The sequence below is a fragment of the Thalassobacillus sp. CUG 92003 genome, assembly GCF_013618635.1.
In the GTDB taxonomy this organism is placed as follows: domain Bacteria; phylum Bacillota; class Bacilli; order Bacillales; family Halobacillaceae; genus CUG-92003.
In genome coordinates this window covers 110,956-134,326 of the sequence record NZ_JABLSJ010000001.1, presented here as the reverse complement: position 1 = coordinate 134,326, position 23,371 = coordinate 110,956, and the positions used below count along the sequence as shown (strand labels likewise).

The window sequence follows — 23,371 nt, the reverse complement described above, 5'->3', positions numbered from 1 at the left end:
ATCTATAATTTTACAATACTTTTCCTCTTATTCCTACAAACTATTACGTCATTTTACAAAGATTACATATAAACGGATGTCCCGAACTTACATCCGGGACACCTCTTTAAACTCTATCATTCGTTTCGTAACATGTAGACGACTTTAGCCGCCTGAGCACGTTCGGCACTTTCTTTCGGTTGGAATTCGTTCCCTGGCAAGCCGACCATGATTTCAAGTTCATGAGCCGCGCTCACATTGTCTAAGAATTCATCGCGAATCTGATCTTGATCGTTATAAATGTGGTCTTCCGTTGCTTCATAGTCACCGTTTTCATACTCGTAAGCACGCATAATCATTGCCGCCATTTGCTCTCTCGTAATCGGCTCGTTAGGATGAAACTCTGTGTCACTCACCCCATTCACAATGCCATTTTCATAAGCAGCGGTGACTTCATCCTGATATCTGGCGCGCACATCTTCAAATGGGCTGTTCCCTTCCGGTGATAACCCAAGTTCTCGCGTAATCAAAAGGGTAAATTGCACGCGTGATATGGTGTCCTCAGGGCCGAAGTTACCATTTGGATAGCCTTTAATCACGCCATTCTCAGCTAAACTATAAATATAATCCGCAGCCCAGTCATCCTCGGGTACATCGGGGAAGGTAATACCGCCGTCATCTTCAGCTAAGTCAATCGCATACGTAGCATAACCATCATCACGCTTCTCGACGAAGGAGATTTCTTCCTCATTATCCGCGTACTTCTGCCCTTCAGGAGAAGAACGGAACGTCAATTGAGGATCTCCATCAATCGGCGCGAATGACCAATTCCCGTCTGCCTTCGGATTGATCGTTGCATTATCACGGATGTAGTTGACGAGGACTTGACGGTTTTCATCCGGTGATTTGATAACGATGTTGTCCCCCTCAGGATTGGCGAATTTCGACGCCGCGCGGTAGTTGTTCGTGGCAACCAAAAATTCTTTATCCATATCAAGCGCTTCACCTTTATACTTCACGTTCTTGATCCGCTCGCCATCACTGATTTTTTCACCATCACCATTGTAACGAGCCGGTTCGGTTACATCGATTTCATACGTTAAGCCATCGATAACGTCAAAGTTGTAGCTGCGGAATTCATTGTTCACTAACTCCTGCTGCTTGTCAGCATCGGCATCAATTTGATTAAATTGTCCGGCGCTCCATTCCAGCCACTCGACAACTTGTTCGCCGGTAATTTTAGAAACCTGCAGCGTGTTCGGATACTTGTACAATGATGTTGTATCTCTGATTGCCAATTCTCCTGCCGAAATATCGGTATAGTCACTGACACCGTCTCGGCCCGCTTTAAATGGCGCCGCGGCAGATAGAACAGGCAAGTCGCCATACTCTGTACCTTGGATATACTTTTCCACGTAATTTTTCTGGGCGTCATTGACGATTTGCACGGTCGGATCATCGAGCACCTGGGCGAAATAGCTATAGAGCGGAACTTCCGTTTCACCCACTGGGGTCGCGACATATTCTTGCGTGCCTTCATGATCTTCTTTCACTTCATCAATGATATCCTGATCGGGTTCCACTAAAGGCTCGCCAGATTCAGAATCGTAAATCGGCCGCGCTTCCGCTTTGCCGTTCGTCACATTCCACTCACCATCGGTATACTCAAGCTGCAGGTCGATAAGCCCAAGATCCGAGCCCCAGAAACCTGCCTGCGTTGTCGGTACGCCATTAATCGTTCCCTTGTCCAAATCGATATTATGCTTGCCATCCAGGGCTGCATAATCCTCATTCGGGAACGTCTGGTGGGAGTGACCGAATAACAAGGCGTCAAAGCCTTCTACAGTCGAAAGCTGATACGTCTGGTTTTCCGCACCTTTATTGTAGTCGTCTTTGGAACCGAGTCCCGAGTGCGCAATCCCGACGATGACGTCAGCGCCTTCGTCTTTCATTTGAGGAATGAATTTCTGCGCGGTTTTTTTCAAGTCACGCGTCGTCACTTTGCCCTCAAGGTTATCTTTATCCCACGTCATAATCTGAGGCGGCGTAAACCCAATCACGCCTACCTTGATCGTATGCGTATCGCCGTCTTGATCCGTCACTTCCTGGTCAATCATAACGTAAGGATCGAAATAGTTTTCATCATTGCTCGGGTCATCGTCCCCATCATCTTTATAAACGTTCGCGTTCACATAAGGAAAGTCAGAACCCGAAACAGCCTGCTTTAAGAAATCGAGACCATAATTGAATTCGTGATTCCCATAGTTTCCCGCATCATAATCCAACATATTCATAGCTTGATAGACTGGGTGCTTATGTCCTTCTTCATCCAACACATCTTGATCAACAATGTAATCCGCCATTGGATTCCCCTGAATCAAGTCACCATTGTCAAACAGCATGGAGTTCTCCACATTACCGCGGGCTTCGTTGATCAGCGTCGCTGTATTCACCAGCCCCACCGTGTCATCCTGCTCTCCGGAGAAATAGTCATAGTTCATGACATGACTGTGCAAATCAGTTGTTTCCATCAACCGTAAGTCGACAACATCTCCATCACTTGTCTCGGCGTTGACATTAGTCGAAAACGTCGACGTTGCCAATAACCCGACGGCTAATGCAAATCGGACCAACCATTTTGTCTGATATTTCTTCACGTTCGCACCGTCCCTTTCATTTGAAATTTATGTAGAATCTTGCAATTACATCTATATTTTAACATTTTTCAATGAGATGTGTAGGCGTTTACAAAACATTTACGAGATTTTACAAGCTGACTGTTAGGCGGTGGGCTGGGGCAGGGTGGGCTCAAAAAGTGGCGATTTACACGAGTTGCTTGCAAATCGGGGGAAGTTGCTTATAAATGGCGTGAAGTCGATTGGAATGGGAGCGGATGCGACAATATTGAACGACAAGTAGTCAATAAATCGAGGGAACTTGAACATGGGACGTGGCTCTTCTATTATATATAGACTCTATTAAAAGTTGAGGGCGGATCAAAAAGTGGCAGTTTACTCTAGTTGCATGCAATTCGGGGGAAGTTGCTTATAAATGGCGTGAAGTCGATTGCAATATGAGCGAATGCGCGAAGATTGAGCGACAAGTAGTCAATAAATCGAGGGAACTTGAACCAGGGGACGTGGTTCCTCTATTATATATAGACTCTATTAAAAGTTGAGGGCGGATCAAAAAGTGGCAGTTTACTCTAGTTGCATGCAATTCGGGGGAAGTTGCTTATAAATGGTATGCAGTCGATTGGAATCCGAGCAAACGCGACAATATCGGACGCCAACTAGTAAACAAATCGCTCAACCTCGATAAGTGTAACGTGTTTCTTCTATTATATAGATGCGCTATTAACGTTTCATGCGGCTATAAAATAGAAAAAGCTGAGCAGAATCTGCTCAGCTTCTCATTATTAGATTATTATCTTGCGCGATCGAGGAAAACAGTGAACTCAGCACGGGTTGCGTCGTTCTTTGGTCGGAACGTTTGGTCATCATACCCATTGGTGATGGAATGATCGGCCAACCCTTCGATATGTTTGTAAGCCCAATCGTTTTTATTTACATCTTTAAAAGTAGATCCGTTTGAGCTGCTCATATTGTATGCTCTAGATAGGATGGCCGCAATCTCTTCTCTGGAGATATCCTGATCAGGGTTAAACTGGCCATGTCCTTTCCCTTTGATATATCCTCTGGCGGCGGCTGCATTGATAAACCCTTCAGCCCAGTGGCCAGATACATCTCCAAAGGAATGCTTTGTTGATTTTTTGATGTTTTTAGCTTCGATTAACATTTTTGCAGCTTCGGCTCTCGTAATGCTTGCCTTCGGTTTGAACGTATTGTTTTCATAACCTGACACAATATCAGCTTTGCTCATCGATTTAATTTCATCGTAAGCCCAATAGTCAGTGGACAAATCGTTGTAGAGGCCGCTTCCATTAGAAGAAGAGTGATCTTCTACAACTCGTTTGGCTCCCACATATCGTGGTCCCCAGTAATAAGGGTCGTTAATGGATACTTCGTCAACGCCTCTACTTCGTGTAGCAGATATGTAATTCCCGTTACTCGTATAGATCCCCACGTGTGAAATGGATGAAGAGCCAGGCTCGCTGCTGAAGAAGACAAGATCCCCAGCTTGCAAATCTGATTTCGACACGTATTTTCCAGCGCTATACTGATCGGAAGAAGAACGCGGTACATCGATATCAAATTTGTTTAACACATATGTAGTAAAACCAGAACAATCAAAACCTCCAGGCGATTCGCCACTCCATTCATAAGGTGTTCCTTCATACTGTCTTGCAACGTCCACAATCTGCTTTCCAGTTGATGATGCCATAGCTTGAGGGGTAAAAACTGCCAAACTCAAAATACTGACCAACACAAAAAGTAACGACTTTCTAAACATTATGTATGTACCTCCACGTTTAATTTTGCTAGATTCAGGGTATCATATAATGCTAGAATTTTATTTTACGGTTGTATTACAATTCGCTAATATCTGTAACAAAAGTTTAAGATTCGACATGATTTCACGTGTATATAATATGCTCCTATATTAAATAAAGTCGAATCTTCTCTCGTCCGCCTTGCAAAAGTTTTACCGCCCAAATGACAGGCTCCTCTAAAAAATTACTTAATTTTTTATTTTTTTTAGCAATTCATCCGCTGTAAACGACCCCTTAGCTGTAATGCGTTTTAATTCAAACAGGGAATGATTTTGATCGGTATTGATCCCATATTTTGAATTGAGCGCCATTTGGTAGCCCGCTTCCTTCAATAGACGTATAGTGTCAGCACTGTAGCTGCCGTAAGGGTATGTAAAAGCCACAACTTCCTCGCCAAGCTTGTCTTCTAGTATTTTTTTCGACTTTTCTACATCCTGCAGGACGCGTTGTTCGTACTCTGTTTGGGTTTCCAACTTGTTTCCTATGAGCATTCTGCCTGAGACCATACCTCGTTGCTCTCCATCTAGCGATTGGCTTTTAAAATGGGAATCGTACGTATGGCTTTGAAATGTGATCAGGCCTGAATCTTGCATCTCCCGCATCTGTGGCCATGTTATTTTGGGGATCTCACCTGCAAAACTGTACGGATCATCTTCGCTGATGCGACTCACAATGGGATAAATCGTCGCTTTCATCCCTCGTTTTTTTAATATCGGATAAGCCATCGTATAGTTGCTGAGATAACCATCATCGAACGTGATTAATAGGGAGGCCTCAGGCAAAGGCGCATCATCTTGGAAGTAATGGAGGAGTTCATCCTCTGTAATGGTCTGATAGCCTTCACGCTGCAAAGCTTCCATATGAGCTTCAAAACGTTGCGGGTCGATAACGGAACTGCTCTTCTCGCCCTCAGCTAAGTGATGATACATTAAAATCGGTATGCGAGATTCACGGGGTTGCTCGCTCTGTGTTTCAGATAAATTCAATGGAAATTTGAAAAACCGGGATAACACATTTCCCGACAAGAAGGTATTTCTGGCTGGTCTATCATTGAAAACACTAGTTCCGGCTAATCTATCCAATAGATTTTCGATATGTACTACATTCGATTCAAACACATTACTTGGGTTGATTTCTGCATTAGCTTCAGCCTTTGCGCTATGGGGAGCTATACCTATCAGTAAGCTTATTATGCTTATGTACAAAATCCGCTTCAACAATCGACTTCTTACCACGTCTTAATTCTCCTTTTCGTTCCACTTTTTGCGATTAAATGTGTCTAACTTAGTTAATATCGACTACTCTTTTACATTATTTAGCTTTTTGGTGAATGTTAGTTCTTATATGCAAGCAAAAAAATAAGCTTCGCAGTCATGCTGCTGAAGCTTACATTTACCTGAGTCGATTGAGTGGCTAGGAAAGCACCCTTTTCTCTCTTTTATTTATATAGAATTAAACGCATAATGGTGTTATTGATACTTATTGAAATTTACGGCTAGGAGTTCTGAAATGACTCAAAAAAACTTCTTTGATGAAATCCCATTTGTAAGAGCAATTGCCTGCTTGTTAGTTGTCATGATCCATACGACCGCTCGTGCTTATATGCCAGAAAAATCTCATTTCTTCAACGAAATCTCCCTTTATCTCAATCAAGTTTCTCGTTTGGGCACCCCAATATTCGCCGTGATCAGTGCGTTTTTGCTCACGAGTTCCGTGATCAACCGCGGATTCTATTTGAAAAAATTTATGACATCATGATTTGTTAAGATCGTTTCACCTTATATCATCTGGTCGCTTGTCTATTTAATGTTTGTAAAATATATTCAGGGGGGTCAGATTTTCAGACACCTTAAACAAACGTTTGATTACATAGCTCTGGGAAATGCTAAAACCCATTTACATTTCATTGTAACGGTCATCCATTTTTATATTTTGTTTCCGTTTTTACAATTGGTGAGGAATCGAATCGTATTGCTGATTTTATTCATCATTAGTTTACCCATCAATTATATGTGGCTCACAAACTCATTTCCTGAGTTCATCACTGTTTTCGGTAAGTTTAAGCATGTCGTGACAGACGTTTCCTTCCTATTTAACTGGATATCTTATTTTATGTTTGGAGCCGTGGTTGCCTATTATTGGACTGAAACACTAGCATTCGTGAAGAAATTCAGTTGGCTTATCTATCTTTCTACTGTGGTCTTGTTTTATTTTATATTCAACGAGATTCAACCCGATGTTGTGCTAGGCTCCGCCAGAAAAGAAAACCTGATTTACATCCCTGTCTTTTTCATTTTTCTAATCGCTATCGCTCGGATTGTCATGAATTATGAGAAGGTGTACCAGCCATTTCGCATCATCGGTGATTATTCGATGGGAATCTATCTCGTCCACCCTTTAATCTTATACTTTATCGAAGATTTCTTCCCATTCTTATTTAAAACACCTTATGCGCTCATCGTCGCTTATATCCTTACACTTGTCCTAAGTTCCATTCTTATGAAAATCATTTCGCTTTTCCCTAAGTCAACCTTTATCGTACCCATTCCAAAACCAAATCGATAACTTACGAATTGGATGGGATGGGAACAACCTTTCAACGTCACTCCCCCTTTTTACATTAAGAGGAATTCATGGTCAGTTTGTTACAAACCTTTTAAGACGAGCACCTCGTCCCCGCCCCTTTTAATAGAATTATAAGCGCAATAGTGGTATGATACTCATTGTAATTTTACAGCTAGGAGAACTGACATGACCCAAAAAACCTTCTTTGATGAAATACCTTTTGTAAGAGCAATTGCCTGTTTATTAGTTGTCATGATCCATACGACCGCGCGTGCCTACACGCCAGAAGAATCTCTTTTCTTCAATGATGTGTCTCTGTATCTCAATCAAATTTCTCGTTTGGGCACGCCGATATTCGCTGTCATCAGTGCTTTTTTGCTCACGAGTTCCGTGATCAACCGCGGGTTCTATTTGAAAAAGTTTATTACCTCCCGCTTTGTTAAGATCGTTTCACCATATATCATTTGGACGTTTGTCTATTTAATGTTTGTCAAATACATTCAGGATGGACAGATTTTCAGACACCTCAAACAAACCTTTGATTATTTTGCGCTGGGGCAAGCGAAGACTCATTTATATTTCATTGTGACGGTGATTCATTTTTATATCTTGTTTCCATTTCTCCAATTGGTGAGGAATCGAATCGTCTTGCTGATTTTGCTGATTGTCAGTCTGCCAATCAACTACCTTTGGGTGACGAACACATTCCCTGAGTTTATTAACATTTTCGGCAAATTTAAGCACGTTGTGACAGACCGCTCCTTCATATTAAACTGGATATCCTTTTTTATGTTCGGGTCTGTATTAGCCTACTATTGGACTGAAACGCTAGCATTCGTAAAGAAATTTAGCTGGCTAATCTATCTTTCTACTGTTGTTTTGTTTTACTTCATTTTCAAAGAGGTTCAACCTGATGTTCTGTTAAGTTCTTCCCGAAAAGAAAATCTTGTTTACATCCCTGTGTTTGTGATATTTCTAATCGCGATCGCTCGGATCGTCGTGAATTATGAGAAGGTATACCGGCCATTCCGCGTCATCGGTGATTATTCGATGGGAATCTATCTCGTCCACCCTTTAATCTTGTATTTTATTGAAGATTTCTTCCCATTCTTATTTAAGACGCCTTATTTACTTCTGGTTGCGTATGTCCTAACGCTTATCATCAGTTCCATTCTCATGAAGATCATTTCGCTTTTCCCTAAGTCAACATTTATCGTGCCCATTCCAAAACAAAGAAAGTAGTTTCAATCGAGTAGGAGGAGGTGACTAACCTCTGTCCCCTCACACCACCGTACGTACGGTTCCGTATACGTCGGTTTCTCTAAGATTGATGTAAAAATTGATATATCGTACAGAGACCACCCAGCCCTAAACGGCTCCAAAAGGAGTTGTTTAGGGTTCTTTGTAGTATCGGACTACCTGAAATTCTCCAGCTTTCTAAGAGTTTGCCTGATAGGGACTTATGCCTCCGATTTGAAATGAAGCTGAACCCCAAGCACTTTCTCCTCCAGGGCAGTCCGCGGCGATTTCTACCGATTTACTTTAAGGTTTAGAATCCTTCACTTTGGAACCAGCTTTCTTCGATGATACATAGATGTGAACATCATCTGCGTCCAGCTCATTCAACACAAAGTTACATATAAATTGAATGGAGTCGCTTGTATTGTGAGTAAATGCGTAGATATTCACCCCGAAGTAGATAATAAATCAAGGGTACTTACCTGGAAAGCGTAACGTGTTTCTACTATATATAGAAAAAACTGAGCAGGTGGTTCTGCTCAACTTCTTGTGGATCTGACATTACATTTACGAGGGTTCAAATAGTGTGATACTACTCTAGTTGCTTACAAATTTGATAAAGTTGCTTATAAGTGGAGTGGAGTCGCTTGCATTGGGATGAAACGCGTAGATATTCAGCGCAAGTAGCTAACAAATAGAGGTATCTCGCATGAAAATCGGCGACGTGTTCCTTCCATTATATATAAGAAAAAGCAGAGATCCCACAAAAATGGAAGCTCTGCTGGATTTAATTATTCGCTTGAACTTTAAAGTCAACCTGACCTTTTATTTTATATTCTTTTTTATTCTTCTCGGAACCTTCAATATAAAAATAAGCAAACCCATTAACGACATAGGAACCTTTTGGAAATCCATCCTCCTCAAGAAAGCGTTTCATAAATTTCACATAATCCGATTCTTCTTGAGAACCATATCCACCGCTTTTTATATACTTTTGACGTAGTGGCTCACCCTTTTTAAGGGTTGTCGATATTAACGGTTCATTCATAGGATAAGCTAACTCATAATTTCTGGTTTTCTCGACCATGGGGAAGTAAAACGGAGAAGCAGCATGATAAATGACAACTTCGTCGCTATTGCCAATATACTCTAACTCAGCATATAGGTTTACGGAGTCACTTTCTCGGTACTCTGCCTTTTCAGTGACAAGGCGATAGATGAAATCACCTTCTTTTTTCTCACTCTCGGTATTTGAGACATCGTCATTATTCGATTTTGACGCGCTATTGTCGATAGGATCCCGGTCTGAGGCACAGCTGGACAAAATAAAAACCACCAGAGCAAATAATAATACAATCAATTTTCTCAAAACAATCACCTCATTTATTAAGACGTACCAAGAGAAATTAAGTTACAAAATCATGGAATGCTTTCGTAAAAACACAAACGTTCCGAACCATTTCAGCGAAATATCCGGAACGTTTGTGTTTTGTTCAGTTTTGACTCCTCTTCTGTAATGAGCACAGAAACAGTAGGGTACGGATAAATCATGACCTTAAGACAGAATTATTTCACCGATCCGCTTACTAGACCTTCCACAAGATGTTTCTGCAAAAGAACGAAGATGATGATGACCGGGAGCACCGAAATGGTTGCAAATGCCATCAGGTTGTTCCATTCGATGCCGTAACGCCCGACGGCATTGAAGATCCCCGCCGTAAGCGGCCACAAATCCTGGTTACGGTTGAAGGTAATGCTGAAAATCAAATCTCCCCAAGCGAAGAAGAACGAAATCGCGCCGCACACGAGTACACTTGGCAGGGAAATCGGCAGAATCACCTGCAGAAAGGTACGCACCTTTCCACATCCGTCGATACTAGCAGCTTCTTCGAGTTCTTTCGGGATCCCCTTAAAGAATGTACGTAAGAGCAGGACCGAAAAGGGAACTCCAAGCGTGGCGGTAGCAAGGATCGGTGCCACATAAGTATTTAACAAGCCCGCGTTGTTGAATACAACGAACAATGGCGTAAGTACGACTGTGGCCGGAAGCATCTGTGTCACGAGGAACACGAGCATCATTAAAGCCACGCCTCTGATTTTAAACCGCGCAAGCCCATAAGCAGAAGGGACAGATAACAGGAGAACGATAATGGTCGCACACCCTGCGATGATTACACTATTCAGAAAATACTGTCCGACACCACCCGAGATTACGGTCAGGAAGCTGTCGAGCCGAAAGTTTTCGGGAAAGAAGGTCGGCGGCGTCCGAAATACTTCATTCTGTGTTTTGAACGCTGTAATGATCATCCAGTAAACCGGGAATAGAAACAGTGCTACGATGACCATCCCCGTCATGCTTAATATCCAATTTTTTCGCTTACTCATCTCATATCGCCTCATCTTTCTTGATCATTCTCAGATAGATTAAACTGATGACAAACAGAATCAAGAACAGGACGTTTGCGACGGCCGCTCCCAGACTGAACTCAAAATCAGAGAACGAATATCGGAATGCAAGTGTGGACAGTACTTCTGTTGAATTAATCGGTCCACCGCCGGTCATAACATAGACGACATCGAACACTTTGAATGTATAAATAAAGCCGAGCATCAGTACGACGAGAATCACAGGTTTCAACATCGGCAACGTGATGTGAATCAGCTTCTGCCACCAATTTGCGCCGTCCAGGCTGGCGCTTTCATAGACGTCCTTCGGCAAACTTGACAGTCCGGTCGACAACAACAGCATGTTGAACGGAATCCCAACCCAGATGTTGGCGATGATGACGCTCCACAGTGCCATATCGGGACTCGACAGCCAGCCGATGGGTTCACTGATCAGGTTAGCGTTCAATAGCATTTGATTGAAAATCCCTTCTTTTGACCCCATCATGAACTTGAAAAGCAGTGCTGTGACAGTGAGCGGAATGAGCCAGCTGATCATCATGAGCCCTCTTAAGAAGCCTGCCAATTTAAACTTCATACTGAAAAAAGAAGCGAGTAAAAATCCGATGACAACTTGGAACATTACGCTGGCCACTGTATAGACGAGTGTATTAACGACTGATATACCGAATACGCTTTCTTCTGCGATGGTTTTGTAATTTTCCCATCCTACAAACTGTTTATCTTGTGTTGCCACATTACTCAGGTCCACGTTTTGGAAGCTGAGCACAATATTGTAGATCAGCGGATAACCGATCAGAATCAGCATGAATATGACAGCCGGAAGTACGAATACGTATCCCTTCCATTGAGTGCGGATTTCTTTCCACATGGGAAGCACCCCATTCCTTTCCTTTTGTCTGACGCGTTGGTTTTTAAGCCTGTTTTCTGTTACTCCTTGATTGGCAATGATGCATCCCCCCTCAAGAATAACGGAATCGTTTCAAGCGATGCCGGACAATCGATATACTGTCCCCCTTCAAACGATTCGCCAGTATGGGCGTTCGTCCACGCTTCCCCTTCCGGTAAATACACCGTGCGATTTCTCTGGTCTTCGTGAAGAACGGGCGCTACGAGAAGCTTCGGGCCGAACATATAGGCATCCTCGATGTTCCATGCTTCTTTGTCCGCGGCGAAATCATAGAATAAAGGCCTCATGACCGGTGTACCTTTTTCATGCGCTTCTTTCATCAAGTCCCTTATGTACGGACGCAGGCGTTCACGCATATGCATATATTTTCTGAAAATATGATACGCTTCTTCGCCATAGCTCCATACTTCATTTGCCGCTCCACTCGGACACAGGCCACCTCCGATTTCTCCGAGCGGTTCCTGATGGGGTTCACGGTCTCCGTGCAGGCGGAAGACCGGGCAGAAGGCGCCGTATTGGAACCAGCGGATGATGCATTCTCGAAAATCAGGATCATCGGTCCAGGCTCCCTGGAACCCTCCAATATCCGTCGTCCACCACGGGATGCCGGCAATACCCATGTTCAGACCGGTGTTGAATTGGTTTCTTAAGGAAGCGAAACTCGAATCTATATCCCCGGACCAGACAAGAGCCCCATAGCGCTGGCTTCCTGCCCAGGCGCATCGGACGAGGTTTACGATTTCCTTCTGCCCTTCCTGTTTCATCCCGTCATAAAAAGCTCTCGAGAACATAAGCGGGTATATATTTCCGACCTGGGCGTTCGAGCCGATGTGATAACGGTAGTTTTCAAAATCATACACATTGTACTCCGGCTCCGCTTCGTCCAGCCAGAAAATAGTGATACCTTTGTCATAATAGTTTTGTTTCGCTTTCTTCCAGATGAACGCTCTGGCACCGGGATGGGTGGGGTCGAAATAGACAGTGTTCCCGAGAAAGTCATGGGTAATGCGGATTCCTTTCTCCGCTCGAGTCAGATAGCCCTTCTGCAGCATTTCCTGATAGTTCTCACTCTTTTTGTCCACGGTGGGCCAAACGGACACCATCAACTCGATCCCCATCTCTTTCAGTTCTTTCACCATGCCTTCTGGATCCGGCCAGTAATCCGTATCGAACCGCCAGTCTCCCTGCGTTGGCCAATGAAAATAGTCGACGACGATCACGTCGATCGGCAACTCCCGTTTCTTATATTCTCTGGCCACTTCAAGCAGTTCTTCCTGGGTTTGGTAGCGTAATTTGCATTGCCAGAATCCGAGTCCGTACTCTGGCATCATCGGTACAGTTCCCGTCGCACGGGCGTAAGCCTCTTCGATTTCAGCAGGTGAATCCCCCGCTGTAATCCAGTAATCCAACTGCTTCGTTGAGACGGCCGTCCATTCGGTGATATTCTTGCCGAACGTCACCTGACCGATCGCCGGGTTGTTCCATAGGAAGCCGTAGCCAAGGCTGGAGAGTGCGAATGGCACACTTGCCTGGGAATTACGCTGAGCGAGTTCGAGCGTACAATTTTTCAAATCGAGAAACGGCTGCTGGTACTGTCCCATGCCAAACAGTTTTTCTTCCGGGTCTGATTCAAAACGCTGTGTCAGCCGAAAATCACCACCGAGATTAGCCTTGAACTCGCGAGCATCAATTTTCAAAGCACTCGTAAATTCTTTTAAATTCTTGCGGTTTCGAACATATTCCTGAAGAAGAATGTCGCCTTTTTGATTGTAGAAGATGGTTTTCCCGGCTGCTTCTGAAGATACAACTGCTTTGATCTTTCCGTTTACAATTGTCGCTTTGTCTTCGTCAATCGCGATTTCAGCTTTATTGTCATGTTGCGGAAGCAATGCCCAATCTTCTTCCTCTATGGTGGTAAGTTCTGTAGATCGCACGCGCAGACTGTCCTTTCCCCAAGGTTCAATCCACATTTTTTCTCCGTCATATTCTCTGATGAGACGATTCCCATCTACCGTAAACATACTATCCATGTCCTTCGCTCCCCGTATCAGGGCAGCACCCCGGCTGCCCTGCCTGTTTTATTCTTCCGATTCTATTTCTTCTATCTTCGTTGCCGCTTCCTCCAATGCTTCATCTGTCGGCTTCGCGTCTGTCAGCACTTCCTGAATGGCAATCTGGACCGCTTCCGATATATTTGGCCAATCAGGAGACGGCCCTCTTGGCACAGCATCCTCCATGATAGGGATGAAATCTTTCACATGCTCGGTATTCTTCCAGTAGTCCGCTTCATTCAATACATCCGATCTCGTCGGATAATAACCGGTCTCTTTTGCGAAACGTTCATTTTGCTCTGGTTCGAACAACCATGTTAGGAAATCCCAGCCAGCTTCGACATCCGCATTTTTAGTAATGGAAATATTATCTCCGCCGGTAACAGAAACGTATTGTTCATCTTTTGGAATCTTTGCTATGCCGATTTCAAAATCCACATTTTCTTCGATCCGTTCAATCATCCACGGCCCGTTGATCATCATCGCAAGATTACCTTCTACGAATTTTCTCGTCAGGTCATCTTGGGTGGCATTCAGCACATCCTGACTCATATATCCTTCATCCAGCAAACCTTTTACATAGTTAAACGTCTCCGCTGCCTCCGAAGAACCGAGTTCCTGGTACGTGGCACCTGAAGAGTAGATTAAAGGATAAAATTGAAAAGTTGACTCTTCCGATCTTGTCGCTGATAAACCGAACCCTTTCACATCTTCAGTGGTCAGGGCAGCCGCTGCCTCCTCAAGTTCTTCCCATGTCTTCGGTGGTTCTTCGATACCCGCTTCATCCAGCTTGTCTTTATTATAGAAGAGCCCCAGGGAGTTAGTGGTTAGAGGTAGACCATAGTAGCTATCTTTATATTTTGCAGAATTGAGAGGGCCTTCCAGCAATTGATCGCTCTTTCCCCATTCCTCGATTTTCGAGGAGAGGTCTGTCAGGATCCCCATCGAGGCCATCGAAGCGTTGTTGACCGTATCCGACACGACGATATCCGGCAATGTATCTCCGGCAGTACCGACAGACAGCTGTCTGTTCATTTCATCAAACGGTACATACTCTGCGACCACTTCAACTTCATCCTGAGATGAGTTGTAGTCGTCGAGCATCTTATTCAGTGCTTCTTCCGAGCTTGTGTAGTAATGCCATAATAAAAGCTCTTTTTTTCCGTCACTGCCTTCTGTCTCTGTACTTCCCTCATTGTTTCCACACGCTGCCATGACGACCAGCATTAACATGGACACCACCAGTACCAGTTTTTGTCTCATTCTCTCCACTCCTTTTTTCGGATTTTCACAGCAAAATGATGAACGTTCATCATTTTTCAAAAAAATAATTTGGCAACAGAACAGGTAGAGCCTGTTCTGTCCCGAAAACGTCAATTCAAATAGTACTTCGCATTGCCTTTCGTAACGATTTCGAGCTTCACAACATTATCTTCTTTCTCAGGAAGCTTATCCAGCATCAGATAATTGAAAGCAAGACGAACCGCAAGACTTCCCTGATAATGAGGATCCTGACAAATCGTCGCTGTTACAATGTCCTCCTGCAATTGGTGATAGACAGCATCATTCAGGTCATGACCGATCAGTACGGGCTTGTTCGATTCCATCTGCTTCACCTGTTCGGCTACCTCAGCGAGAGCCCCGCATGCCACATAAACGCTATCCACGTCTGCGATATTCTGTCTGACTTTCTCCAAGGAAGCTGACATCGACTGGTTGTCAAGGCGGAGGAGTTTAACGAAATCGACGTCGCCATTCTCGAGCGTGAATGCTTCGAACCCTTTTCGTTTCTGTTTCATCTGATACGTGTCCGCTTCATCAATAATGATCGCAAATCGCTTTGATTCGCCAGTGAACTTAGAAGCAAGGTCGCCGGCCAGCTTCCCAGCGTCATAATAATTAGCTCCGACATACGAGATTCTGCCACTTTCGGGCGAATCGTTGTTGAAAGTGAAAATTGGAAAATCATTGTTTACGGCTGATTCGATAATGTTCGTCAGCGAAACGCCGTCTTTGGGACAGATGACCATCCCATCATACTCCCCGGAATTGATAATGGTATGGACGGTTTCGAGTTGATGCTCGATTGTGTGTGACGTCTTTTTAATATCGACGTGGAAACCGTAGTCCGTGATGTCCTCGAGAGCGTTGTCTATGCCCCTCTCAATTTCCTTCCAAAAATACTCCGGATACTCCGGCAGCACGAAAGCGACTTTCACCAATTTCTTCTTAGCGAGGAAACTAGCTGATTTGTTCGGCGTGTAGTTGAGTTCCTCTGCTTTCGCGAGCACTTTGTTTACTGTCTTCGGTTTCACCCCTCCTCTATTATGTAATACACGGTCCACGGTAGCCGGGGACATATTCAATTGTTTTGCGATCGTTTTCGCTGTCACTCTCATCGTTTCTCCCCACAATCCTTAGCACATAGATTCCAAAATGATGAACGTTCATCATTTTACTCCAAAAAATGAAATCGCTTTCAGTTAAAGTTTGACCTTAGTTTAACGACTGGATAAAGTTTTGTCAATGCTTTGTGTCGAAATTTTCTAACTTTTCAAGCTGGCAATTCTTAACGATTAAAGTCATGGAAACTGGAAGACGGTACATTTAGGTTACAATAAAAAACAGCTGGTAAAAGCCAGTTGATTTAGTAGGTGTACAAAAAGTGGCCACACGAAGTTCGCGTAGCCACTCTTATCAACTTATTCCCTTTTATCTCTTTTTAACGCGTCACTTGGAAGTGAAAAGAAATCTTTACTCTCACTAAACACATTCGCCAGCCGCCCAAGGGGTCGTAATTTTTCTAAATTGACTTTATACGCCTCCGTATAATAATCATCGCGAATATGGTACATCACCATCTCCCCGATAATGAGGTGATCCGTACCGAGCTTAATGATCTGGTTCAATTTGCACTCCATCTGAATGGGGGCTTCCCTGACCCGCATAGGCTTGATCTGGTCACTCGCAACTGCATGAAGGTCGGCTTCAGCGAATTCATCCACATCACGCGGCAGATGTTCTGACGTTTTCTGTAGTTCATTTCCTAGCGGAGTGCTCGAAATATTGATGACGAATTCTTCATTCGATTGGATGTTCACTAATGTATCCTTTGTTGTGCCTTCCCGCTCTCCGACGCCTGGTCCTACTGAGATGCACAACATGGGCGGGTTCCGGGATGCTACCGTGAAAAAGCTAAAGGGGGCTAAATTTAGTACACCTTCGTCTGAGATGGTGGAGACCCAGGCGATGGGGCGCGGGACCACTGAGCCTGATAAAAGTTTATAGACATGCTGATTTTCTAATTCTGATGGGCGAAATTTCATCGTTTTCATTCCTTTCGATCGTTACGACGCTTTCGTCATCTTGTTTAACCGGCTTATGATGATCATGACAACCGTCATTATGATTGAAATCATCAGCCAGGCGAATGTGTAGGTGTTGCTTTGATCGATGATGGTGCCGAATAGAGGCGGAAGCAGGATGACACCAGCGGAGCCTAAGGTAATACTGAAGCCGCTTGATAAGCCTGCTTGCTCTTTTGGTACGAGCTCAGACGCCAGGTTCATCCATATTCCGTTGAATCCGGAGACGGAGAAGCCAAATAGGAAAAACAGCGGCACTAATAGGCCGTAGGGTGTACCAGCGGGAATAAACGCGACCACTGCGCTTAAGCATAGCGTGATGATCACAATGATCATCATCACTTTCAAGCGTTCGCCACCGAACATTCGATCACTGATAACGCCCCAGCCGATTCTCCCGAGAGATCCTCCGACTTCAGACACAACGAGTAATAACCCCGCTAATACGAGATTGATGCCGATCTGTTCATATGTAAAGAGTACCAGGTACGTGTTCAAACACATTTGTGAGCCGTTAATCCCCATAGCGCTCAGGCTGATCAGTAACAACGGTTTATTTTTGGCCATCGCCGCTAATGACGAGAAGGTTGAAGCTGGAGAGGCTTTTTTGCGCTGTTTATCTTCCTCCACTTTTGGGTCACGATAAAATAAAAACGCAAGCGCCCCTGCAGCCATTAAACCCAGGCAGGCGATCAGCACCACGATTCTCCATCCATACGTTTCAGCAAGCGGTAATAAGAGAATAGCAGATAGCGCGGACCCAAAGGTGATGCCCATTTGTTTAATCCCCATCGCAGTTCCCCTTTGTTTCTGGGTAAACCAATAGACAATGCCGCGGTTCGTCGTAGGATGCATGCCGCCATACCCAATCCCGCCGATCATGATAAGCAGCAAAACAAGCACGAAGTTGGTTTGAAAGGTCATCAATAAGAAACTTGTCCCGATACAACTCGAGAGAATCAACAACAAAGGCTTGGAACCAAACCGGTCCACAACAAAGCCACTCGGAATGGAAGCGAGCGCCTGACCTAGAAACAAAGCAGATGGTAACAAGCCTACTTGCGCTTTTGTTAACCCTAAATCGTCCTCAATGAGAACACCGAGCGGACCAAGACTCCGCCCGATGAACGCGACCATAATCTGGGCTGCCAACAGCCATAACAGCATGCGCCATGGGCTGTACATAGGCGTGATCTGTTGATTTGTGGCATTGTTTCTCATAACTGTCATCTCTTTTCTAGAACATTACATCCCAATGACTTGTTTGGCTTCCTCCTCTTCTACAACGGAAGCTGTCATAATATAGCTGCCCGATACACAAATACCGCAATTTAGGAGCAGTCCCCATAAGCCGCTGGCAAAACCGAGGAGTGAAAGGTCGAAAATCGACATGAGTGATGCGACTAATGTTCCGGCAACCATCCCAGCGAAAACAGCTTTGGAATGCAGACGGTTCCAATACAGGCCAATAATCAGTCCGGGAGCAATCTGAATCAGTAATTCAAATTTTAACACGAAAATCTGATAAAGTGTCGCTGGTGGAAACCAGGCGATGAGTATCAGGATCGCTACAGCTAATACGCCGACAAGTTTCCCGACTAAAAGTTTTTTATATTGAGAGGCGTCGGGATTGATATAACTCCCGTACAAATCATTTGAAATGATTGAAGAAAAGGTGAGCAATACGGAATCCGCAGTGGATACAATGGCCGCAATCACGCCTCCGAACAAAAGCACCATGGCCCAGTAGAAAATAGCGTTTTGACTCGCCACACTGCTGGCCATCATCCCGACTAACTGTTCTGAATCTCCTTCAGACAGGCCAGGGAAGGCGTTAATGCCAATGATCCCGATCAGGAAGACAACACCAGCAGTCACAAAGGGCATCCAGGCCATGCGACTAAAGGAGCGCTTCAACGTCAGTTCACTTTTGGCTGAAAAAATCCGTTGAATAGCGTGAGGATAAACCGCTGCTCCAATGCCAATCAACACGAGCAGGCTGAACCAGTTCACCACACCTGGGCCATCAGGAATGCCGAGTTTCTCTGGAGAATAGGCTTGCATGTAATCTGCAGATGTCGGTAAACCACCAAAGTAAATAATGGAGCCCAACAATAGCATGAATACGCCGAATAACAGAGCAATCCCTTGCATGGTATCGGTGTAAGCGACCGATCTCATGCCTCCGAGCCATCCGTAGATCAGCATGATGACGACAAAGAAAATTACGCCAACTTGGTAAGGGATGGTCCCCCCGGTCAAGCCGGAGACACCTTGTCCAATCGCAACGAATTGTTCAAGCAAATAGTTCCCCAGCCCATAAAGCATCAGTAACGAGGCGAGAATCGTCACCGGTTTTGATTTGAATCGCTTTTCAAACCACTGAGCAGGTGTGATCAAACTATACTTCTTACCGAGCGTATATAATCGCGGTGCGAACAAGAGATACGCCATGATGATCATAATGAAAAAGGGCACTGAGACTAAATACTCGAAGCCTTGACGATAGGCAGAAGGCGGGTAGCCAATGACGGTATTCCCGCTATACTGGGTCGCAAAAAATGTGAAAAACAAAACCATGACCCCGAGCCCTCGACCACCAAGATAATATTCCTCTAGACTTTGGTGGATGTTCCGATTTTTTAAGTACGTAATGAGTCCGACACTCAGCATGATTAAACCATACATCAATAAAATCAGAATACCGGACCAACCTGAAAATGCTAAATCCATATATTATTTCGCTCCTTTCGATTCTGCTTCTTCTTGTTCTTCCTCCATGTGCCAATGAAACTTGATCACATAGGATAGAAATGCTGACAATAATAGGGATGCTGCAATGATAATGATGGCCCAAAGTGGGATGCCATAAATTAAGATATCACCGAAACTTGACGGGAAATACCACGGGGTGATCAACGCAAGTAATACACCAAAAACAATCCACAGTTTTCCGTTTTTAATCGGTTCCTTCCTTGTCTGACTCATACAGGGTTCCTCCTTTTTCTTAATTTTCAGATATATAGTGGTAAAAAAATAACCTGACAGTGTTCGAAAATGCTAGTCCTCTATGAACGAGCTTCATGCAAATCTGTGATTTTACCCGCTTTGATGATTTGACCAGGCACCTCATGTTTTACGACCTCTTTTTCCATATGCTTGGAGATCGCAATAAGCTGATCAAGATCTGCCTTCATGTCATACCCCATAAAGGCAAGCATATGGACAAGGTCTTCCGTGCAGATATTTCCGGTTGCGCCAGGAGCAAATGGGCAGCCGCCTAATCCGCCGAGGGAAGCATCAAATCGGGTGACGCCGGCCCTTATGCCTTCAACGACATTCGCTAACCCCATACCGCGTGTGTTATGGAAATGCAGTGTGAGCGGCAAGTCCGGCCATTTGTCCAGCACCTTACCGCAGAGACGGAAGACTTGATTAGGTGTGGCCATGCCGGTCGTATCTGCAAGCGTGATGCCTCCCGCTCCCAACTCTAGATACTGATCGATTAACGTCATGACTCTGTCCTCCGAGATGCTCCCTTCAAAAGGGCAGCCGAATGTCGTAGCCAGGGTGCCGTTTATGTCTATCCCGGAGCCTGATAGAAAGCTTGCAATATCCTTGAAATTCGCAAAAGAGTCGTCTACCTTCTGTCGAACATTTTTCAGATTATGCGTTTCACTTACCGAGGCGACCAGGTTCACCTCATCCGCTTCACATGCGAGCGCACGCTCCGCCCCTTTGACGTTAGGAATGAGAGCGGTATACGTTACACCTTCCTTCCGTTCAATGTGTTGCATCACCTCTTCAGCGTCCTTCAGATTAGGAACAGCTTTCGGTGACACGAAGGACGTTACTTCAATTTTATCGACCCCTGCAGCTCCTAACCGATTGACCAGATCAACTTTCTGATCGGTCGGCACAAACTGCTCCTCTATTTGCAGACCATCCCGCGTCGCCACCTCTTGAATCGATATTTTGTTCACGTTACCTCACCTCCTCGTTAAATAATGCCCTGGTCTCGCATGTTTTGAATTTCCTCATCATCGTAAGTCAGCAACTTTTTCATCACCTCATCCGTGTGCTCGCCCAGTTCGGGCCCAAGCCACTTCGTCTCGCCAGGCGTTTCACTCATCTTCGGCACAATTCCCGGTATTCTGAGCGATTCTTCCTCATTCAATTGGAACTGCTGAATCATTTCTCTGCTTAAGTAATGAGGATCTCTAACGATGTCTTCAATGCTGTAAATCGGTCCGGCCGGAACTTTTGCTTCATCCAAAACATTTAAAGCGGTTTCAAAATCAACCGTCTTCGTCCACGATTCAATCGCTTCATCAAGGTAATCGGCATGAGCAGCACGACCGCTGTTGCTTTGGAAACGTTCGTCCTCCCCTAAGTCAGGGCGCCCAATTGCTTCGGCCAATCGTTTGAAAATGGCATCTCCATTGCCGCCGATCACAATATACTTCCCATCTTTACATTGATACGTATTCGACGGCGCGATGCCCGGCAAGGAGGAACCCGTTCTCTCACGAATCGCCCCCATCTTATCGAATTCAGGAAGCGCCCCCTCCAGCAGACTGAAAACCGCCTCATATAGCGCAACATCAACAACCTGACCTTTCCCAGTTCCTTTGGTATCGCGATGGTAAAGCGCCATCATCGCTCCGATGACCGAATACATAGCAGCCAAGGAATCACCCAAACTGACGCCCACGCGTGTAGGAGGCAGATCAGGATGACCCGTAAGATTACGAAGCCCGCCAATCGATTCTCCAACACTGCCGAACCCGGGCTTGTCCCGGTAAGGGCCCGTCTGACCGTAACCGGAAACTCGGACCATGACAAGCCCGGGATTAATCGCTGACAGCTCCTCATACCCAAGATTCCATTTCTCCAACGTCCCGGGCCGGAAATTTTCAATCAGCACATCACACTCTTTGACCAGCGATTTGATAATCTCCTGACCTTCTTCACTTTTCAAATTGACGGTGATTGACTTCTTATTCCTGGACTGCAGCCTCCACCACAAGGAGGTCCCTTCATAGACATGGCGCCAATCACGAAGCGGGTCCCCTTTCTCCGGCGGCTCCACTTTGATGACATCTGCGCCAAATTCCGCCATCAACCTGCCCGCAAACGGACCGGCAATGAGACTCCCTAATTCTAAAACTTTGACCCCTTCTAAACTTTGACTCATGTTAACACTCCTTCTCCGTGTTCCAGTTATAAGCGAATCACCATGATAGCGCTTTCTTTATTGAGGTTAAAAAAAGATGTTTCCTTCTTCTGTATGTAGGTAAAGCTTTCAAAATCTTGTGTCTAATATAACAGTTTGTATACAAAAACTCAATAACTTATCCAAAAAATCCGATTTAACTTTAATTTATGCCTGTTTTGTATACAAACAACCATTTGATGTTTACCCTATGTTTATATAAAATGAGTAAAAGAGGTGAAAACATGAGTGCCTATAAATATATCAAACATGCCATCTTACATGGTGAGTTCGCTCCCAAAATGCGCCTTACCGAAGAATACTTAGCAAACAAACTCCAGATCAGCAGAACCCCGATAAGGGAAGCCTTGAAACAGTTGGAAGCTGAAGGTCTCATCGTTTCAATGAAACGAGGCGTTCGTGTCCGCCACTTTACCAAAAAGGACATTCACGAAATATACGATCTGCGCACACTTTTGGAAGGGTACGCTGCTGCTCAAGCAGCCATGAATCGAACGGAATTTGACTTGCAGGAGATGAACGTATCCAACGATAAGTATGAAGCCGCCATCGTTGATTATTTCGATACAGGGAAGACAACCATCGAAGAAATACTCGATTTAAACCACCGTTTCCACGATGCTGTCATAAGAGCATCACAAAACCAACACGTTCATTCCCATATCTCTAAAGTGGTTGTAGTGCCTTTAATTTTCCGCTCGTTTTATTGGTTTGATGAAGAACAACTGCGGCATTCTCTCGAGGTTCATAAGACGATACTCAAAGCTATTGAGGAGCAGGACTTGGAACGTGCGCGTGTAGCGATGCATGAACACATCTATCACGGCCGGGATCAAGTCTTTAAACATATTGTGGATATTGATCGACAGTATTCTGGGACTGAAGAAGTTCAATGAGCAATGGAAGTATTTCCAGCACACTAAATCAGTTAGATAATTGCATAGGAAATAAAATGAGTGATCTTTTCTCACATTGCAAAATTTATCTACTATTAATGTTTAAAAAAATATTAGAATATTAAAAAGGCTTAGCCATCCGTTGGCTAAGCATCGGTTTTATTCTTTGATTTTTATTTTGAAAGTTATATAAGGTATACAATGCGTCTTTTAAAGCATTATGTTTTACATTCTTTTCAGCGTATATAGTATGACACGATAATCGCCGGTA

17 protein-coding genes and 1 pseudogene are annotated in these 23,371 nt (G+C 44.4%); 3 read left to right on the top strand and 15 right to left on the bottom strand.

Translation table 11 applies throughout. The features are described 5' to 3' along the window. Positions 1 to 116 precede the first annotated feature (116 nt). The 3 genes from HOP45_RS00625 to HOP45_RS20905 all read right to left on the bottom strand — a co-directional run bounded on the left by HOP45_RS00625 (position 117) and on the right by HOP45_RS20905 (position 5,667). Complete coding sequence (locus HOP45_RS00625; RefSeq protein ID WP_181346870.1) at positions 117 to 2,636, bottom strand: bifunctional 2',3'-cyclic-nucleotide 2'-phosphodiesterase/3'-nucleotidase; 2,520 nt, start codon at positions 2,634 to 2,636, stop codon at positions 117 to 119. Positions 2,637 to 3,405: 769 nt separating this feature from the next. Next, positions 3,406 to 4,392, bottom strand: coding sequence for a C40 family peptidase (locus HOP45_RS00620; RefSeq protein ID WP_181346868.1), 987 nt, complete (start codon positions 4,390 to 4,392; stop codon positions 3,406 to 3,408). Between the two features lie 228 nt (positions 4,393 to 4,620). After that, entirely contained in the window at positions 4,621 to 5,667 is a 1,047-nt protein-coding gene (locus HOP45_RS20905; RefSeq protein WP_181346866.1) for a polysaccharide deacetylase family protein, read from the bottom strand. A gap of 274 nt (positions 5,668 to 5,941) precedes the next feature. Between HOP45_RS20905 and HOP45_RS00605 the strand changes: the two are divergent. Then, positions 5,942 to 6,997: pseudogene (locus HOP45_RS00605) on the top strand (acyltransferase). Positions 6,998 to 7,183: 186 nt separating this feature from the next. Then, positions 7,184 to 8,239 (top strand): acyltransferase, encoded by a 1,056-nt coding sequence (locus tag HOP45_RS00600; RefSeq protein ID WP_181346863.1) that lies wholly within the window; start codon positions 7,184 to 7,186, stop codon positions 8,237 to 8,239. Positions 8,240 to 9,023: 784 nt separating this feature from the next. Here HOP45_RS00600 and HOP45_RS00595 read toward each other — a convergent pair. The 12 genes from HOP45_RS00595 to HOP45_RS00540 form a co-directional block, all read right to left on the bottom strand. Next, positions 9,024 to 9,605, bottom strand: coding sequence for a hypothetical protein (locus HOP45_RS00595; RefSeq protein WP_181346861.1), 582 nt, complete (start codon positions 9,603 to 9,605; stop codon positions 9,024 to 9,026). Between the two features lie 197 nt (positions 9,606 to 9,802). After that, positions 9,803 to 10,621: a carbohydrate ABC transporter permease gene (locus tag HOP45_RS00590; RefSeq protein WP_181346859.1), complete on the bottom strand. Its 819-nt coding sequence runs from the start codon at positions 10,619 to 10,621 to the stop codon at positions 9,803 to 9,805. 1 nt (position 10,622) lies between these two features. Further along, positions 10,623 to 11,513, bottom strand: a complete 891-nt coding sequence (locus HOP45_RS00585) for a carbohydrate ABC transporter permease (protein WP_181346857.1) — start codon at positions 11,511 to 11,513, stop codon at positions 10,623 to 10,625. Positions 11,514 to 11,572: 59 nt separating this feature from the next. Then, positions 11,573 to 13,582 carry a glycoside hydrolase family 31 protein gene (locus tag HOP45_RS00580; RefSeq protein ID WP_181346856.1) on the bottom strand — a complete coding sequence of 670 codons (2,010 nt, stop codon included), beginning with the start codon at positions 13,580 to 13,582 and terminating at the stop codon, positions 11,573 to 11,575. 48 nt (positions 13,583 to 13,630) lie between these two features. Beyond that, on the bottom strand, positions 13,631 to 14,866 hold the full coding sequence (locus HOP45_RS00575; RefSeq protein ID WP_181346854.1) for an ABC transporter substrate-binding protein: 1,236 nt from the start codon (positions 14,864 to 14,866) through the stop codon (positions 13,631 to 13,633). Between the two features lie 110 nt (positions 14,867 to 14,976). Further along, complete coding sequence (locus HOP45_RS00570) at positions 14,977 to 16,002, bottom strand: LacI family DNA-binding transcriptional regulator (protein ID WP_181346853.1); 1,026 nt, start codon at positions 16,000 to 16,002, stop codon at positions 14,977 to 14,979. 303 nt (positions 16,003 to 16,305) lie between these two features. Further along, positions 16,306 to 16,929, bottom strand: a complete 624-nt coding sequence (locus HOP45_RS00565; protein ID WP_181346851.1) for a flavin reductase family protein — start codon at positions 16,927 to 16,929, stop codon at positions 16,306 to 16,308. 21 nt (positions 16,930 to 16,950) lie between these two features. Further along, entirely contained in the window at positions 16,951 to 18,189 is a 1,239-nt protein-coding gene (locus HOP45_RS00560; protein ID WP_255437426.1) for an MFS transporter, read from the bottom strand. Between the two features lie 24 nt (positions 18,190 to 18,213). Next, a complete protein-coding gene (locus tag HOP45_RS00555; protein ID WP_181346849.1) occupies positions 18,214 to 19,701 on the bottom strand; it encodes a sodium:solute symporter family protein in 1,488 nt (495 codons plus the stop codon). Positions 19,702 to 19,704: 3 nt separating this feature from the next. Continuing rightward, positions 19,705 to 19,956, bottom strand: a complete 252-nt coding sequence (locus HOP45_RS00550; RefSeq protein WP_181346848.1) for a hypothetical protein — start codon at positions 19,954 to 19,956, stop codon at positions 19,705 to 19,707. Positions 19,957 to 20,036: 80 nt separating this feature from the next. After that, complete coding sequence (locus HOP45_RS00545) at positions 20,037 to 20,951, bottom strand: hydroxymethylglutaryl-CoA lyase (RefSeq protein WP_181346847.1); 915 nt, start codon at positions 20,949 to 20,951, stop codon at positions 20,037 to 20,039. A 17-nt stretch (positions 20,952 to 20,968) separates the two neighbouring features. After that, positions 20,969 to 22,165 carry a CaiB/BaiF CoA transferase family protein gene (locus tag HOP45_RS00540; protein WP_181346846.1) on the bottom strand — a complete coding sequence of 399 codons (1,197 nt, stop codon included), beginning with the start codon at positions 22,163 to 22,165 and terminating at the stop codon, positions 20,969 to 20,971. Between the two features lie 263 nt (positions 22,166 to 22,428). Between HOP45_RS00540 and HOP45_RS00535 the strand changes: the two genes are divergently transcribed. Continuing rightward, the gene (locus HOP45_RS00535) at positions 22,429 to 23,100 is read left to right on the top strand and encodes a GntR family transcriptional regulator (RefSeq protein WP_181346845.1); all 672 of its coding nucleotides are present in this window, start codon (positions 22,429 to 22,431) and stop codon (positions 23,098 to 23,100) included. Positions 23,101 to 23,371 lie beyond the last annotated feature (271 nt).